Origin of the sequence: Paraburkholderia terricola (assembly GCF_900142195.1) — a bacterium.
Lineage (GTDB): Bacteria > Pseudomonadota > Gammaproteobacteria > Burkholderiales > Burkholderiaceae > Paraburkholderia > Paraburkholderia terricola.
In genome coordinates, this window is record NZ_FRAB01000003.1 from 189621 (window position 1) to 206561 (window position 16941).

Sequence of the window (16941 nt, forward strand, 5' to 3'; positions counted from 1 at the left end):
CGCGTTCGCTTCCAATGACTGAAAACAGGCGGCGCGCCGCTTCAGCTTTATTACAACTGCACACGCTTCACCTCTCATTTTCCTTCGTATAACCGCCGGCAATCACCCTATTCATAACTTTCAATAGTTGGCAATCGAGTGGGTGCCCATAATCTGCACCCAATCGAGACCACGCCGCGACGATAAAGAGAAGAACGTCGAGCGTGAACCAAGAACAAGAATGCGTCTTTGCGGAATTGAACCGGTGTCGGCGCCGTCTGTTTGAAGGAACGGTCTCGCTACGACTTCTGCGAACCGCGCAAGGGCCGCAGGTGACGGCGAATCCGTTCGCACCCATCGCACCCGCCTACAGGGCATAGCATGCACAGTGTCTTTACCTGGCTTCTCATGCCGCTATCAGGCGCCGGCGAACATCACGTCGCGACCTGGCTCGCCTGGCATGGACGACTGATGGTGCTTAGTTGGGCGGTGTTGCTGCCTGCCGGTGTCCTCGCGGCGCGATATTTCAAAGTCCTGCCACATCAGTCGTGGCCCGCCGAACTCGACAACAAGACATGGTGGCGCGCGCACCAGACGCTTCAGTGGGCAGGCGTGCTGCTGATGAGCGCTGGCCTCGCCCTCGCATGGCGCAACGCGCCCGGCGCTTCATGGCTGGCGAGGGCGCATGGAACCTTGGGATGGTGCATCGGTGCGGCGGGCTGGCTGCAGATTGCCGGCGGGATAGTGCGCGGAACCAAGGGCGGTCCCAACGATCCGCGTCGCGGAAACCAGCGTTCCGGCGATTCCTTTCGAGGCGATCACTACGACATGACGCCGCGCCGCGTCGCGTTCGAACTCCTTCACAAGATACTCGGCACGAGCGCGATTCTGGCTGCGCTCTTCGCGGTGGCGACAGGTCTGTATGCGGCGGACGCGCCGCGCTGGATGGCGGTCGTGCTCGCGTCATGGTTGTGCCTGCTCGGCGCGCTTGCGGTTCGCTGGCAGCGGCAAGGCCGATGCATCGATACCTACCAGGCGATCTGGGGACCCGACGAGATTCATCCAGGAAACAGGCGCCGATCGATCGGATGGGGCATACGCCGCTATTCGGCGCGGTCATGGGAGCGCCGCTGGCGCACGCCGCGACACGATTGAACCGAACGACATCAACATACGGAGACTTCATGTCAGGACTTGAACTGCGCCAGGTCGTCAAGCGCTTTGGTGCGACAACGGTGGTCGAGCATCTGGATCTGCGGATCGACGAAGGCGAGTTCGTCGTGCTGCTGGGCGAATCCGGCTGCGGGAAATCCACCACATTGCGCATGATCGCGGGTCTCGAGTCGGTGACCGAAGGCCAGATCCACATTGCTGGCCGTGATGTGACGCGGGTTGCACCAGCGAAGCGCGACATTGCCATGGTGTTTCAGAACTATGCGTTGTACCCGCACATGGACGTCGCGCAAAACCTGTCGTTTGCATTGCGCCTTGCGGGGCGGTCCGACTCGGACATCGAAACCCTGGTCAATGCCGCTGCCAAAACACTGAATATCGAAAAGCTGCTGTCACGCAAACCCAGGGAGCTATCGGGCGGCCAGCGACAGCGTGTGGCGATCGGTCGGGCCATCGTGCGCGAGCCGGAAGTATTTCTCTTCGATGAGCCGCTCTCGAATCTCGACGCCAAGTTGCGCGGCCATATGCGCGCGGAACTCGCGCTGTTGCATGAGCGCCTCGGAAAGACGACGGTCTACGTGACGCACGACCAGGTCGAAGCGATGACGCTCGCTTCACGCATCGTCATCTTCGACAAGGGAAGGATTCAGCAGATCGGCACACCCGCCGAAGTCTTTTCAAAGCCGGCCAATCTGTTCGTGGCGAGCTTTATCGGCACGCCGACGATGAATCTGATTCCCGCGCGCGTGGAAGTTCATGACGGTGCGCTCACGCTGGCCGGGACGGGGTTCCAGTTTCATGTACCCGCCGCGCGGCTGCAAACCGCATTGGAAGCGGGGCGCGACATCACGCTCGGGTTGCGGCCACAAGCGCTGCAACTCACGGGTGGCGCGCATTCGTTGAGACTGATCGTCGACGTCGTCGAGTACCTCGGCACGGAAAGCGTGCTGGTTGGCCGTCTCGCGACCGATCCGCGCGTGCGGCTCACCGTGGTCGCCCCCGGCGATTGTCACGCGCTCGCGCACCAGACCGTCGGCATCGGTTTCGATCCGCAGGCACTGCATCTATTCGACACGGCCACCACGCAACGCCTGGGACATTGACGGCAACGCATCCAGCACCATTCAGGAGACAATCGTGCAACGCAGGGAATTCGTAAAACTCGCGGGACTTTCGGTGTTCGCGGCAGGGCTTCCGATCTCCAGCAGTCACGCGCAGGATCGGTTCGCGAAGTACAAGGGAACGTCGCTCGTTCTGAGCATTCCGTCGCATCCGCACTACGAGGCGATGATCAGGCTGTTGCCTCAATTCACCGCGCTGACCGGCATCAAGGTCGAACTGGACAAGATGCAGATGCTGCGCATGCGCGACAAGCAGTTGCTGGAAATGTCGAAGCCTCAAGGCGATTACGATCTGATCAGCTACATTGCCACGTGGAAAACCGAGTACGTCAACAAGAACCTGCTGCGCGAGCTTGCGCCGTTCTTCAAGAACCCACAGTTGTCGGACGCAGGTTACGACATGGCGGACATGGTGCCGGCCTATGTGGAGAACATCGGACTCGTGGGCGGGGAGAAGGGATATCTGTCCGGCCCTGGCGCCAGGTTATACGGCGTCCCCTATGGCGCGGAGACGTCCATTTTGGCTTATCGGCGTGACGTTTTCAGCCAATATGATCTGAAGGTGCCGCAAACCTACGACGAGCTTCACAAACTGCTTTACGTCATCAAGGACAAGGCGCGGATCGGCGCATTGACCTCGCGCGGACAGGCTGGACACCAATGTCTGCAAGCATGGCTGCTGCACCTCAATCCGCTGGGCGGAAAAGTGTTTGACTATAACTCCGGCGTTTTTTCGCCGGTCTTCAACGACGATAACGGCGTGAAGGCGTTGAGGTTTCTGCAGGATGTCGTGCAAACAGGACCGGTGGGCATCCCGAGCTACGGTCAGGGGGAAATGATGACCGCTTTCCTGGAAGGGCAGGCGGCGATGTACCTGGACGCGACCGCTATTTTCGGTCCGGTGCGGGACAAGACTCGCTCCAGAATCAGCGACAAGGTGGGGTATGCGGTTCACCCCAAAGGCAGCCGTTACTCGAGCGAAGCAGGCGGGCTTGGCCTCGCGATCCCGCGAAATTCGAGGAATGCCGAGGCGGCGTTCCTTCTTCTTCAATGGCTCACATCGAAAGAACAGGACAAAGCCGTTTGCCGTGCGGGCGGTAGCCCCAGCCGGGTCTCGACGATAGCCGACCCCGCGATGACCCGGCAGTTTCCCGAATTTGCCGTATTGCGGGAACAGATCAAATACATCGATCCGGACTGGCGGCCAATGATTCCCGTTTGGGACGCCATTGTCGATCAGGCTCTCGGCGTGGGCATTTCGAACGCGCTGATTGGCGCTTCGTCACCAGCTGCGGCATTGAACGGTGAGATCGCCAAAGTACTGGAGATCATGCGAAGCGCCGGCTACAAGGTCTGAGCACGTAGATATCCCATACAAGAGGCAGCCTTCGATCGGATGCGATCACCGGCGCCGCTGTCACCGGAATTTCCTTTCATGAGAACGCCCTCCTGGGTCCCGTTGGTTTACGTGGGCCCGGCGGCGGCCGTCATGGCCGCCGCCTGTCTATATCCCTTGATCTCCGGCATTCAGCTAGGTTTCTTCGACTGGTCGATGGGAACGCCGTGGGCCGACGCCCACTGGGTCGGACTTCGTCACTTCAGGACAGCCTTTGCGGACCCTGCCGTCTGGAGTTCGTTGCGGGTTACGCTGCTGTTCGCGTTTGTTTGCGTCACCGCCGAAATGAGCCTCGGCATCGCATTGGCGCTGTTGCTCGAAGCGCCCGCGCGCGCAATGGCGTTCTTCCGCAGCATGTTCATTCTTCCCATGATGATTGCGCCGATTGCCGTGGGTCTGACGTGGCGATATCTGTTCGACGCGCAGTTCGGCTTCGTCAATGCGATCCTGCAGCACTTCGGCATGGCGCCTCATGCGTGGCTGGCCGATCCCAGCCTTTCCTTCATTGCAATCGTCGTGTCGGATATCTGGCAATGGACGCCATTCGTGTTGATCATGATGCTTGCGGCCCTCGCCAGTGTCGATGGATCGGTACTCGAAGCGTCGCGTATCGACGGCGCCACGTGGTGGCAAATGACCTGGCGGGTCAAGCTGCCGATGGTCGCTCACGTGATTGCGATCACGCTGTTGATGCGCGTGATCGACGCATTTCGTGTGCTCGAGGTTATCTACATTCTCACCTTCGGCGGGCCGGGTGATGCGACGGAAATTCTTTCCCTGCACATCTACAAGGCCGCGTTCGTCAGCCAGAACCTGGGCTCCGCCGCGGCGATTTCCGTGCTGTTGCTGGCGGTCGTCGCACTCCTGTCGTGCGTGGCGCTGCGCTTTTCGAATCCACTGAAACAGGAGAAGATGTAATGCGCCGCTCCCCGTTGCTCATCGGCCTGCACTACACCGCGCTGGTGATCCTGGCCTGTCTGTGCGTGGCGCCGATCGCACTCATCTTCGTCACGTCGCTGCGCAATCAGACGCAGATATTTGGCGAGCCTTTGAATCTGCTGTTCACGCCGACGCTGGAGAACTACCGCGCGGTGCTCGGCGAGGACAATTTCGCCCGTTACCTCGGAAACAGCCTGATCGTGGGTGTCGTGTCGACGGCGCTTACGCTTCTGCTCGGCTGCATGGCGGCTTATGGACTGGCGCGTTTCCGTTTCCCGGGGCGTACCGCCGTTGCCTACGCGACGCTGATGCTGCGCACGGTGCCGCTAGCGGTACTGGCACTGCCGGTGTTCATGATCTGGAGCCGGTGGAACATGGTGAACAGCCTTTCAGGTCTGATCCTGTTGTATGTGGCGGTGAACCTGCCGTTCACTATCTGGCTGCTGTACGGTTTCGTCATTCAGATTCCGATTGAACTGGAGGAAGCCGCCGCGCTCGATGGTTGCGGGCCGATTGGGGTCTTCTACAAGGTATTTCTCCCGCTGATCCGGCCAGGTCTTGCCGCCGCCGCCATTTTTACTTTCCGCATCGCGTGGAATGAATTCATCCTTGCACTCGTGCTGACCGACCGCGGAACGCGCACGTTGCCCGTTGCAACGTCGCTTTACATCACGGACATAGGCGTCGACTGGGGAAAGATCATGGCGCTCGGAAGCCTGATTGCGATTCCCCCGCTCATTTTCACGCTCGTCGCCGCGCGCCAGATCATCACCGGATTGACTGCGGGGGCGGTCAAGGGTTAGGCATTGCAATGGAACACGGGCGCGAGGCCGGATGATCGCGCCCGCGCCGATCTTCGCGCGTCTGACGGACGCCAATTCGAACAGAGCCGCGCAGGCGCCCACACAGCGGCGCTGAAATCGCCCGGCGCAGCCCGCCTGCACGTAATCGATCGCGCCACCGATTGCGCCAACAAAAAAAGTAAAAAAGGCGTGTCGCGTCGCACCGGTCCGGGTGACCAGTCCAAGTCCTTATGCGGATTTTTGCAAGCGTGGTTTTTTATGTCTCGGTACATTTGCGCCGTGTTGAGCATAACCACTAATAACTAACGGGCCGGCGGTTCTTGTCAGATGTTTCTCACGGATTCGCTTTAATCAAATCATTGAGAAAAGATCTCTTATAAATCCGAATTTCACGGATCTAATTATCATGTTTAAAACTATTGCAACCGCATGTCTGCTTCTCGCGGCGATCGGCTCGTCTCAGTCTGTGTTTGCGTATTCCGGGGGATTTGTGAATTACCAGTCGTTCGACGTGAGCGGCTATCTGCAGGGGGGCAACAAGGTCGATCCTAAAACCACCTTCTCGCCGATTTTTGAATCGTTCGGTGACTATCGCTTTGGTGATCTCTACACCTATTCTATTTTCGAAACCTCGCTGCAGAACGACTATGCCGGCGGCGCCACGACCTACTATTACAAGCTCGTTCCGAGATTGAGCCTGGGCAAGCTGTTGGGCAAGGATATCTCTCTGGGACCGTTCAAGGATATTACGTTTGCCCAATGGATCTCCAAGACAGAGCACCAGGGCTATAACTACTTTCCCGGCATCGGCATCGATTGGCAGGCTCCTTGGATCGGCTGGCTGCGCACGATCTATTACTGGGAAAGAAATCCCGGCCTGGGCTGGAATGACCGGCGACTTCACATAGATTATGGTTTCCCGTTTTCGACGAAACTGGGCGATTTCCGGATTGTCGGGACTTTCGACCATACCTTCGGTTTGCACGGCCAGGCCGAGACGACCGATTTCAAACCGGAACTCCACTACGACCTCGGCAAGGAATTGGGCCAGCCCGGCGGGCATTTGTGGCTGGGTATCGTTCTGAATCCGATCAGGAACAAGTACAAGATCCAGAGCACGGAGTACTTCCCCACCGATCAATTCAGCTATGGCGCGCTGATCAGATACAGCTTCAATTGAAGCCCGAATGATTCGGAACGGTCTTAATTAAATATCAGCTTGCGAGGCATTGCATGAATAGCTATAGCAGAGGTTATCAGTGGGCCATACTTGCGCTATTGAGCGCGATCTATTTCATGATCACAGCGGCCACCTTCACGTCGTTGGGCGTGGTACTGCCGGACATGATCAAGGAAATGCAATGGAGCTGGTCTAGCGCCGGACTGGGGTTCACGTTACTGGGTTTGGCCTGCGGCCTGTCGAGTTATCTGCCGGCCATCTTCATCCGCCGAGTTGGCGTGCGGCCGACGTTTCTGGCCGGCACCGTCATCCTCGCCGCGGCTTTCGCGCTTCTCGCGCATTGTCACGGCCTCGCACTGTATTTCGCCGGCGCGATTCTGCTGGGCGTCGGCTTCAGCTTCGTCGCCACCGTGCCGGGGACTTACGTTATCGGCCGGATGTACAAGAATCAGGCGTTCGCGTTTGGCTTCTATTTCACGGTCGGCGGACTCGGCGGCGTCGTGGGTCCGTGGCTCGTGGTTCTGGCCGTGAATGTGCTGGGGAACTGGCGCATGCATTGGGCGTTGTCCGGCTTCTTCCTGGTGGTACTCGGGCTCCTCGCGACCGTATTGCTGCCTTCGGGTGTCCGGGAGCGCGAGCACGCCGAACAGTTGGGCAACGCGCATCGTCAGGAAGAGAACAGCTCGGTTTATCACACCGAGCAGGCATGGACGGCGCGTGAGGCAATGGGCACGTGGCAGTTTTACGCGATCGCTGCCGCCTACACCACGTTCCTGCTGGTCGGCATTACCACCAATAGCTTTGCCGTCGCGCATATCACGGATCACGGATTCAGCGCGCAGACCGCGGCCGCGCTGCTGAGCGCCGAGGCGCTGATCAATTCTTTCTCCCGTTTTATCGCGGGCCTGTTCGGCGAAAAGATCGAACCGAAGAAGATGCTGATTGCGAGCCTGTTGTTGATGGTCATCGGCACACTCGCGCTCAGCGCGGCGACTTCATTGCCGATGCTGATCGTCTTCTCGATCGGAATCGGCGCGGGCTATGGCATGACCTTTCTCGCCACGAGCGTTCTTCTGTCCAACTATTACGGACGGCTTCCGTACCTGGAGATTTTCTCCGTGGCGAATCTTATTTCGACACTCGCCTGTTTTGGTCCGTTGATTGCCGGCCGCGTGAAAGATGAACTCGGAAGCTTCACCGGCGCGTTTTTGCTGGTCGCGATCATTCCGTTAATTATCGCGTTCGCGGTCACGCTCATGCGACCGCCCGTGAAGGGGCAGCTATTCAGCCGTAAAGCCTCTTCCGGTATTTGAGGCGCTGTTTGTCGGTAAAGCGAAGAAGCTGTTTTATTAGTTGTGGATCATAGGTGCCTAATGACATGTTCTAAAGAGTTCGGCGTTTTTCTGCCAATCGCGAAAGGCGGATGGATCATTTCGCGCAGCACGCCGGTGCTGGATGCCTCGTACCGGCAAAATCGCGAGGCCGCCATCCTCGCCGACGAGATCGGTCTGGATTTCATTATGTCGATGGCGAAATGGCGAGGTTTCGGCGGCGCCACGCAACACTGGGACGTCTCGCTCGAATCGGTCACGATGATGGCGGGGATTGCAGAGGCAACGCGTCGCGCGCGCATTATCGCCACGATGCATGCCGGCCTGCACAATCCCGCGGTTGTCGCGAAGATGATCACGACGCTCGACCAGATCAGCGGAGGGCGAGCCGGACTCAATATCGTCTCGGGCTCGTTCAAGGAGGAATTCGAGCAGATGGGCGCCTGGGACGCCTCGCTCGATCACGACCAGCGCTACGCGATGACGGCTGAATGGACCGACATCATCAAATCGCTATGGTCTGATCAACGCGTCGATTACGAGGGGCAGTTCTTCACCATCAAGGATTGCATCTCGGAGCCCAAGCCCATCGCGAATCCGCGTCCTTTCCTGGTATGTGCCGGACAGTCCGAACGAGGACTCCGGTTCAGCGTTCGCAACACCGATGCCTGCTTTATCGGTGGCAAGGACGACGCCGAGACCGGCGCTATCAGCCGGCGTGCCAAGGCGCTGGCCGAGGAGTTCGGCACCACGATCAAGACGTACTGCATGTCCACGGTGATTTGCGCGGACACGAATGCGCGGGCGGAGGCGCTCGCCCAACAGTATCGGGAGGGTCTCGATGTCGAGGCCGTGACGGGCATGATGCGCAGCTTCGGCGTGGATGTCAGCGGCAAGAACAACGCAATGGTCGAGCGGGCGAGCAATGCATTCATGACCCATACGACGATCGGCAATCCGGCCGCTTGCCACGCACAGTTATCCGCATTGCTGCGGGATTGCGAACTGGATGGCGTGATGTTGATTTTCCCCGATTACGTCACTGGGCTGACGCGCTTTGGTCAGGACATTCTTCCGCATTTGCGCGCCGAGTTCTCATGACCGCTCCTTCCATGAACGAATGGCTGGCGCCAGGCGGTGTGGCGCTCTGCATCATCGATATCCAGGTTGATTTCGGCTCGCCGGAAGGTGCGCTCGCGCAGATGGGCGTGCCGGTCGCGGACGTCGCGCCGGCCATTGAAAACGCCGGCCGCCTGGCCACGCTTGCGCGCCAGGCAGGCATCCCGGTGATCTTCGCGGGCCTGAAAACGGACCCCGCGACCGATTCGCCAGCCTGGATCAAATGGATGCGCTATCGCAACGTCGATCCCGCTTGTGCTTATGCCGTATGCCGCGACGGCTCCGGTGGCGAAGCCTTCTACCAGGTCGTGCCGGAGGCGGGCGACCAGATTGTATGGAAGCAGCGCTATAGCGCGTTTGTCGGGACCGATCTCGACAGCCGGCTTCGAGCCCAAGGCATCGACACGCTGGTGATATGCGGGTTGACCACGGAATGTTGCGTCGACTCGACGGTGCGGGATGCGTTTCAGCGAGACTGGCTGGTGGTTGTCGCGGGCGACGCCTGCGGCGCTTACCGCGATGACTTCCACCACAACACCCTCGAGGTGCTGGCGGAGAACTTTGCGGTCGTTCTCGATACGGACGATATCGTCGGTATGTGGAACGGCCGCGTCACGAAAGGATCGTAGTGTGACCTCGAAAATGATCAAGCGGCCCGCTTCAACGTTGCACCCGATTTCCGCCGAGGACAAAGCGCGCATCGAGGACGCCATCGATCCCGTTGAACTGACCGAACTGGCGCTCGAACTCGGCAATATTCCGAGCCGTTCCGGCGAAGAGGCCGCGGCGGCGGGCTATGTATTCGACTGGATGCAACGGGAAGGGCTCAAGCCTCGCGCCGTCGGGGCCACGCCCGCGCGTCCGAACATCGTCGGCGAGTATGGCGGTCGCGGCGATGCGCCCAATCTGCTGTTTACCGCGCATCTGGATACCGAAAGCCCGGCGGGCTCGGCCGCGCTCGACGGCTACAAGTACCGTCAGGAAACCGTTCAACGCAAGGAATGGACGCAGTGCTGGCTGCAGGACAATCGCCTGCACGGTTACCCCATCACGAACGACCGCGGGCCGATGAGCTGCTTTCTCATTGCCGCCAAGGCACTGCGCAAGGCCGGCATCGAACTGTCCGGCAGGCTTTACCTGACTGCCTGTCCCGGTGAGATCGGTCCCGAGCCGATCGAGGAATATCAGGGTATCGACTACCTCGGCAAGGATATCGGCGCGCATTACCTGTTCCATCATGGCGGCGTTGCGGCCGACTATGCGATTGCCGCTGAAGGGACCGACTACGGCATCACGTGGCAGGGTTGCGGCTATGTGTTGTTCCGTATCCGCTTGCTGGGCGAGAGCGCGTTCACGCCCGCGCTGACGTACAACCCGGATTGCGCGTCGCATCCGAACCCCATCTATCGAACCGGCAAGCTGATCGAAGCCTTGCACGCATGGACGGCGGACTACGAAGTGCGCAACCGGTATGAAACGGAGGGCGGCCTATCGGTTCCCAAGGTCCAGATCGATTCGATTCGAGCCGGCGTACCGCATACGTTCGGAAGCGGAAGCGAGGTATGCGCGCTCTATCTGGAAGTCGGACTGACCGCCAGGCAAACCGTCGCGCCAGTGCAGCGGGAATTGGAGCGCTTGCTGCGCTCCCTGCATCTCGGCGAGTTCGAGATCAGTCCCCTCGTTGTGCGCCACGGGTATCGGGCCGACGACGAGGCCGTCGCGCCACTCGTCGGCGCGCTTGGCTGCGCGACCGAGATGGTCCGCGGGCAGCCCCTGGCGCGGGCGGACCCGATCTATTCGAGCATGTGGCGCGACCACAATGTCTTCAACATGCACCGGATTCCCGCGGTCACGTGCGGCATTCCGCGCGTGTTGCCCACACCCGAGGACCTCGCCCGAAGCGCGCAGATTTACGCGCTTGCCGCACTCGCCATCTGCGGACGCATGGAATAGCACCTCATCCAAAGTAAGAAACCCTGACAATGAAAGACTCATCGACCCAGTCGAGTGTGCTCGCCCTGCCGCAAGGCGCGTTCAACTCGAAAGAGCAGAGTGCCGAGTGGCGCGAGACCATGGCGGACTTCCCGAGCGGCGTCACGATCGTGACCGCGATGGAAAACGGACGGCCGCTAGGCAGCACCGTGAGCGCGTTTTGCAGCCTGTCGCTTCGTCCGCGTCTGTTACTCGTATGCATGGACCTTCGCAGCCATACGCTCGCGGCGATCAATAAGTCGCACGCGTTCGCAGTCAATATTCTTTCCGATCGTGCGCAGTCTCTGGCACTGAAGTTCGGGGCGAAAGACGGCGACAAGTTCTCGGATGTGGACTACGAGATAGGGGACATGGGTTGCCCTTTGCTGACGGATTGCTGCGTGAACATCGAATGCCGTCTCGGCGCGAGCTATATCGAGGGCGATCACGCGATCCTGACAGGGCAGCCCGAGCGGATCGTGCGTGAGCCGACGCGCTCGCCGCTCGTCTACCATCGCGGCGCATTCAGGGCATAGCCGAATGGCGTTGACGGAGAAAGCCGCCCGGTGCGTCTTTCTCCGCATGACCGGCGCCTTTATACCGGTTGCTCTTCCAGCAATTGTGTCCGGTATGCGCGGGGTGAACAGCCGTATTCGGCGCTAAACGCCCGGCTGAAGTAAGCAAGATCGTTGAACCCCCAACGAAAGCAGATTTCCGAAATCGACAGCGACGCATTCGCCCTGCTCGACAAATCCTTCCTGCACTGTTCCAGCCTGCGCTTGCGGACGAACTGGCTGAAGCTCGAATTGGCCTGCGAGAAAATCTTCTGGACGTAGCGCGGCGATACGTTGTTGCGACGCGCCACCTTGTCGAGACTCAGATCGCAATCGCCCAGATGCAGATCGATCGAATGGCAGAGTTCCTGGAAATGCCTGGCATGACCGAGATCCTTGAAGCCGTTGAGCGCGGGCCGTCTTGCGAGGCAGTAAGTGAGCAATTCGGAGAGCGCCATTTCCACCGGATGGAACGACGTCTCCGTCAGACTCTCCATTTGCGCCGCCACTGAAGACAGAAAATCGGACAGGACGTGATTGATGCCTTCCTGGCGGGAAATGGTTCCGGCCTGGATCGCGAGCGGATTGAGCAGCCGCTTGTAGAACACCTCATGAGGCATCTCGACGGTAAGAATCTCGAAGTCGCTGCTCAACAGCAACTCCACGCGGTCCCCGCCGCCGGCGCCGTACAGGATGTCGCCGACTTCCAGCGCGTGCGTTTCGCCGCCGATCCGCAAGGCCGCGTTTCCTTCCAGGATCAAGGCAATCCAGAGGTTGGCGGAGGTCGTCCCGCTTGCGGGGTAATCTCCGGCGATCGCTTGCGGAGAGCCGGCCAGTTTGACGAACTGCATGCCGAGCGGGGACCGGTTGTAGCTCACCTCGCCGCGCAGGCCGTCCCTCAATGTTTCGCTGGACATCGACAGATATACCCTTTGCAGCGCATCTCGCCAGATCTGCTCCCGGTGTTCGGTGGCATAGGCGGACGTGCACAAGCTCCAACTGTTCATTGCGACCCCTCATAGAACGCTAGCCATTGCAAAGCAAATTCCGAGCCCATCAAACGGCGTGGTGAAGGGCGCTTTCCGGCGTCTTTTCAGCGAAGCCTGCCCCAGCTTCATGCGATTCGCACAACCGTGGGGCGGTGCGAGCCGTCGGCGAATTGAAGGGTAAGGCGTTTAGGCCTCGCAGGCCCATTGCCGGCCCATCGTCGGTCCAAATGGGGCTAAACTCGAAACGGGATAAATTCCCGGAGCAAATCATGATCAATGCCGACCCCAAAAGTACTTTTCGCGGCCTCCCCTTGACTCCCGAGCAAGACGCCGAAGTCAGGCATTACATAAAGAAAAAGAAGCAGCATGGGGCGCCGTGGGACACACCGGAACTGGCCGCCATGCTTCGAGACATGCTGGAGCCGCCGGGCGACGAAGACGAGGACGAAACACTCGATACCACCGTCGATGAAGCGTTGGCCGCCACCGAACGCGCGACGGCTTCCATCGACGAGTCGATGGACCCGATCGAAGCGAGCGAGGAACGACATGCCGCGATGGAAACCGAGGGCATGAAGGGCCCCAAGCGTTGAACCCGAGGCCGCATTGGCGAGTCGTAGCAGACCAGTCAGCATGATCGACCGACGGCGCGCCCTCGCTTGCGGGCGGCGGGTGCCATTTGAACCCAACAACATAAGGACCTCATGAGTCGACTAGTCGTCGTTTCGAATCGCACCGCCGATCCGCGCAAGCCCGCGGCCGGCGGCCTTGCCGTAGCGGTACGGGAGAGCCTGCAACAAACGGGCGGACTCTGGTTCGGCTGGAGCGGCAAGATTCACGAAGCGGCGGACGTCGCGACAACGGGGCAGGGCGACGTTCATGTTCAAACGGCCGGCAACGTCACGCTTGCCACGCTCGATCTGAGCCGCGAAGACCACGACACGTATTACCTCGGTTACGCCAACGACGTGTTGTGGCCGGTGTTTCACTACCGGCTCGACCTCGCGAATTTCGACACGCGCTTCGCCGCGGGCTATCGCAGGGTCAACCAGTTGTTCGCGCGGAAGTTGTTGCCGCTCCTGAAACCGGACGACCTGATCTGGGTTCACGACTATCAGTTGATCCCGCTCGCGGCCGAGTTGCGCGCGATGGGATGCACCAACCGTATCGGCTTTTTCCTGCATATCCCGATGCCGCCGCCGCTGATCATGGCCGCGATTCCCGAGCACGAATGGCTGATGCGTTCGCTGTTGGCCTACGATCTGGTGGGTTTCCAGAGCGAAGCGGACCTCACGCATTTTTCTCACTACGTCGAATCGGAAGCGCAAGCGCAACGGTTGAGTCCCGATCGCCTGCGGGCGTTCGGCCGAACGCTGCGGGTCGGCGCGTACCCCATCGGCATCGACGTCGACGACTTCATTCGTCTCGCCGATTCGAAGGAAGGGCGCGACATGTTCGCGCGCATGCGCGAGGAGTACTCGCGGCGTCGTCTGCTGGTGGGCGTCGACCGCCTGGATTATTCGAAGGGCTTGCCGCAACGCGTTCATGCTTTCCGCGAACTGCTGACCTTCTACCCGGAAAACCGCGACAGCGCCACGCTGATCCAGATCGCTTCGCCGAGCCGCGAGGACGTCGGCGCGTACGACGATCTGCGGCGTCAAATGGACAGCCTGTGCGGCGCGATCAATGGCGACTTCGGCGAACTGGACTGGATGCCGGTGCGCTACATTCATCGCAACGTGGCCCGCAAGCGTCTGCCGGGCCTTTATCGCGCGAGTCGCGTGGCGCTCGTCACGCCGTTGCGGGACGGCATGAATCTGGTCGCGAAAGAGTTCATCGCCGCGCAAGACGCCGCCGATCCCGGCATGCTCGTGCTCTCGCGCTTTGCCGGCGCCGCGGAGCAATTGAAGGAAGCGCTGCTGGTCAATCCGTACGACACGCAAGGCACGGCGCAGGCCATTCAGCGCGCGCTAACCATGTCGCTCGACGAGCGGATCAACCGGCATGAAGCCCTGCTTCGGCGAATCCGCAAGTTCGACGTGCACTGGTGGAGTTCGACGTTTCTGCGGGCGCTGGAAGATTGCGAGTCGCAGGAAGAGGGACAAGATCAGACCCGCCACGCGGCGCCCTGCGGAAAGTGAAACTGTTCGAGCGACTCGGCTCGCATCTCGATGCTGTAGCCGGGTTGTTGCGGCGGCATATAGCGTCCGTTGCGAATCACGACGGGATCGACAAAGTGCTCGTGCAGATGGTCCACGTATTCGAGCACGCGATTCTCGAGCGACGCCGACACGCAGATGTAGTCGAACAGCGAGATGTGCTGCACGTACTCGCATAGTCCGACGCCACCCGCGTGCGGACAGACCGGCACGCCGAACTTCGCCGCCATCAGCAACACCACGAGCACCTCGTTGAGCCCGCCCAGCCGGCAACTGTCCACCTGGCAAAAATCGATCGCCTGTGCCTGCAATAGCTGCTTGAACATCACGCGGTTATGGCAGTGCTCGCCGGTCGCCACGCCGATCGGCGCGACGCGGCGGCGGATCGCCGCGTGGCCGAGGATATCGTCGGGGCTCGTCGGTTCTTCGATCCACCACGGGTCGAACTCCGCGAGACGGCGCATGTTGGCGATCGCTTCGTCGACTTCCCATACCTGGTTCGCGTCCATCATCAGCTTGCGATCCGCGCCGATTTCGTCGCGCAGAATGCGCGCGCGCCGCACGTCCTCGTCGAGATTGCCGCCCACCTTCTGCTTGAAATGCGTCCATCCCTGCGCGACGCCTTCGCGAGCGAGGCGGCGGATTTTCTCGTCGTCGTAACCGAGCCAGCCCGCCGACGTGGTGTAAGCCGGATAGCCGTGCGCGAGCATCTGCGCTTCGCGCTCGCCCCTGGTGGCCGCATGGCGGCGCAGGATCGCCAGCGCTTCGTGCGGCGTGAGCGCGTCGGTCACATAGCGGAAATCGAGGCACCGCACCAGCGCCTCGGGGCTCATGTCCACCAGAAGCTTCCACACCGGTTTGCGTTCCGTTTTGGCCCACAAGTCCCACACGGCGTTCACGACCGCGGCGGTCGCGAGATGAATCGCGCCTTTGTCCGGGCCGATCCAGCGCAATTGACTATCGGACGTGAAGGCGCGCCAGAACGAACCCATGTCCGCGACGATCGCTTCGAGTGTCTTGCCGACGACGAGCGGCGCCAGCGCGTTCACCGCGGTCACGCAAATTTCATTGCCGCGGCCGATAGTGAAGGTGAGGCCGTGCCCCGCGAACTGTTCCGGCGAATCGGTTTCGAGCACGACGTAGGCAGCCGAATAATCGGGCGCGGCATTCATCGCGTCGGAGCCGTCGAGCGAGCGGGAGGTCGGGAAACGAATATCCCTAACGGACAGATTCGTGATCGTGGTCATCTCAACGCCCCCAAAAAAGGTGACGGGTGCGATAGCCTGGACGGCATGCGAGACCTTGGCGGCGCAGCGCCGCCGACATGCCGATGACCAGGGTGCATACCAGGTTATACCAAGCGTTAGCACGCGTTGACAGCACCGGTTTCGGCTCCTAGCATGCTAGCATGTTAGTCACAAATCACGACCTCCGTGAGCCTTTCGATCCATGAAGTCAGCGGCTGCCGACCCCTATGGCGCACTGCAAAAACTGCAGGGTGGGGAGCGCAGCAGCTTGACCGATGCAGTGGCGGCGGCATTGCGCGAGGCTATCGTCACGCTGGCTTTGGAGCCGGGAATGATGATCGACAAGCAGGCGATCTGCGAACGAATGGGCGTGTCGCGTTTTCCGGTTTCGGCGGCGCTCGCCAGGCTGGCAACCGCCGGTCTCGTCGAGGTATTGCCGCAGCGCGGCACGCGCGTGAAGCCGATCGTGATTCACGATATTCGCCAGCATCTGTTCATTCGCAGCGCGCTCGAAGTCGAAGCCGTGCGCGGCCTCGCGTCCACCTGTTCCGAGGCAACGCTCGCGGCGCTCGCCGCCAACCTGGAGAAGCAGCGCGAGGCGGTGACCGGCGGCTTGCGCCATGAATTTCACCTGCTCGACCTGGCGTTCCACGAGATTCTGCTCGACGCCATCGACCTGCCGCGCGTCAAGGAAATCGTCGCCACGTCGCGCGGCGCGCTCGATCGCGCGCGCCAGTTGCTGGGAAGCCCCGAACGTCAGATTCAAACGCTCGCGGAGCATGTGCGCATCTTCGAAGCCATCGCGGCGCGCGACGCCGAAGCGGCGGCCCGCGCGATGCACGGTCATCTGGATCAAGTGGTGGCGGAGTTGCAGCGCTTTGCCGGCGAACGCCCCGGTTTGTTCGAGGCGTAAGCCGGGCCCTTGCGCGGATTTCGCAGAGCCCACCGGAGCGCCGCGGTCCGCACGCGCCGGGGTGTGC

The 16941-nt window shown here is 60.7% G+C and carries 16 protein-coding genes; 14 read left to right on the forward strand and 2 right to left on the reverse strand.

The genetic code is table 11. The features are described 5' to 3' along the window. The first annotated feature begins 387 nt into the window (after positions 1-387). The 11 genes from BUE39_RS04200 to BUE39_RS04250 all read left to right on the forward strand — a co-directional run bounded on the left by BUE39_RS04200 (position 388) and on the right by BUE39_RS04250 (position 11548). Positions 388-1134, forward strand: a complete 747-nt coding sequence (locus BUE39_RS04200) for a cytochrome b561 domain-containing protein (RefSeq protein WP_235004799.1) — start codon at positions 388-390, stop codon at positions 1132-1134. A 29-nt stretch (positions 1135-1163) separates the two neighbouring features. Then, on the forward strand, positions 1164-2255 hold the full coding sequence (locus tag BUE39_RS04205) for an ABC transporter ATP-binding protein (protein WP_073427394.1): 1092 nt from the start codon (positions 1164-1166) through the stop codon (positions 2253-2255). A 34-nt stretch (positions 2256-2289) separates the two neighbouring features. Beyond that, positions 2290-3630 (forward strand): ABC transporter substrate-binding protein, encoded by a 1341-nt coding sequence (locus BUE39_RS04210; RefSeq protein ID WP_073427395.1) that lies wholly within the window; start codon positions 2290-2292, stop codon positions 3628-3630. Positions 3631-3708: 78 nt separating this feature from the next. Then, positions 3709-4587: a carbohydrate ABC transporter permease gene (locus tag BUE39_RS04215; protein ID WP_073427396.1), complete on the forward strand. Its 879-nt coding sequence runs from the start codon at positions 3709-3711 to the stop codon at positions 4585-4587. Positions 4588-4601: 14 nt separating this feature from the next. Next, positions 4602-5411, forward strand: coding sequence for a carbohydrate ABC transporter permease (locus BUE39_RS04220; protein WP_235004800.1), 810 nt, complete (start codon positions 4602-4604; stop codon positions 5409-5411). 406 nt (positions 5412-5817) lie between these two features. After that, on the forward strand, positions 5818-6591 hold the full coding sequence (locus BUE39_RS04225) for an outer membrane protein OmpK (RefSeq protein ID WP_073427398.1): 774 nt from the start codon (positions 5818-5820) through the stop codon (positions 6589-6591). Between the two features lie 53 nt (positions 6592-6644). Then, on the forward strand, positions 6645-7904 hold the full coding sequence (locus BUE39_RS04230; protein ID WP_073427399.1) for an MFS transporter: 1260 nt from the start codon (positions 6645-6647) through the stop codon (positions 7902-7904). Positions 7905-7964: 60 nt separating this feature from the next. Then, positions 7965-9023: an LLM class flavin-dependent oxidoreductase gene (locus tag BUE39_RS04235; protein WP_073427400.1), complete on the forward strand. Its 1059-nt coding sequence runs from the start codon at positions 7965-7967 to the stop codon at positions 9021-9023. Positions 9024-9034: 11 nt separating this feature from the next. Continuing rightward, positions 9035-9670, forward strand: coding sequence for a cysteine hydrolase family protein (locus BUE39_RS04240; RefSeq protein WP_200799502.1), 636 nt, complete (start codon positions 9035-9037; stop codon positions 9668-9670). A 1-nt stretch (position 9671) separates the two neighbouring features. Continuing rightward, the gene (locus tag BUE39_RS04245; protein ID WP_200799503.1) at positions 9672-10994 is read left to right on the forward strand and encodes a zinc-binding metallopeptidase family protein; all 1323 of its coding nucleotides are present in this window, start codon (positions 9672-9674) and stop codon (positions 10992-10994) included. A 29-nt stretch (positions 10995-11023) separates the two neighbouring features. Continuing rightward, entirely contained in the window at positions 11024-11548 is a 525-nt protein-coding gene (locus BUE39_RS04250) for a flavin reductase family protein (RefSeq protein ID WP_083081077.1), read from the forward strand. A 59-nt stretch (positions 11549-11607) separates the two neighbouring features. Here the strand turns inward: BUE39_RS04250 and BUE39_RS04255 are convergent, their stop codons facing one another. Next, positions 11608-12573 carry an AraC family transcriptional regulator gene (locus tag BUE39_RS04255; RefSeq protein WP_073427402.1) on the reverse strand — a complete coding sequence of 322 codons (966 nt, stop codon included), beginning with the start codon at positions 12571-12573 and terminating at the stop codon, positions 11608-11610. Between the two features lie 251 nt (positions 12574-12824). On the opposite strand from BUE39_RS04255, the gene BUE39_RS04260 reads away from it, so the two are divergent. Together BUE39_RS04260 and otsA are read left to right on the forward strand one after the other, a co-directional pair. Continuing rightward, positions 12825-13148 carry a hypothetical protein gene (locus tag BUE39_RS04260; protein WP_073427482.1) on the forward strand — a complete coding sequence of 108 codons (324 nt, stop codon included), beginning with the start codon at positions 12825-12827 and terminating at the stop codon, positions 13146-13148. 111 nt (positions 13149-13259) lie between these two features. Further along, positions 13260-14696, forward strand: coding sequence for an alpha,alpha-trehalose-phosphate synthase (UDP-forming) (gene otsA / locus BUE39_RS04265; protein ID WP_073427403.1), 1437 nt, complete (start codon positions 13260-13262; stop codon positions 14694-14696). Here the strand turns inward: otsA and BUE39_RS04270 are convergent. After that, positions 14663-15961: an L-fuconate dehydratase gene (locus tag BUE39_RS04270; RefSeq protein ID WP_073427404.1), complete on the reverse strand. Its 1299-nt coding sequence runs from the start codon at positions 15959-15961 to the stop codon at positions 14663-14665. The two genes, otsA and BUE39_RS04270, sit on opposite strands and share 34 nt — an antisense overlap. Before the next feature lie 202 nt (positions 15962-16163). On the opposite strand from BUE39_RS04270, the gene BUE39_RS04275 reads away from it, so the two are divergent. Beyond that, positions 16164-16874 carry a GntR family transcriptional regulator gene (locus BUE39_RS04275; RefSeq protein WP_073427405.1) on the forward strand — a complete coding sequence of 237 codons (711 nt, stop codon included), beginning with the start codon at positions 16164-16166 and terminating at the stop codon, positions 16872-16874. Positions 16875-16941 lie beyond the last annotated feature (67 nt).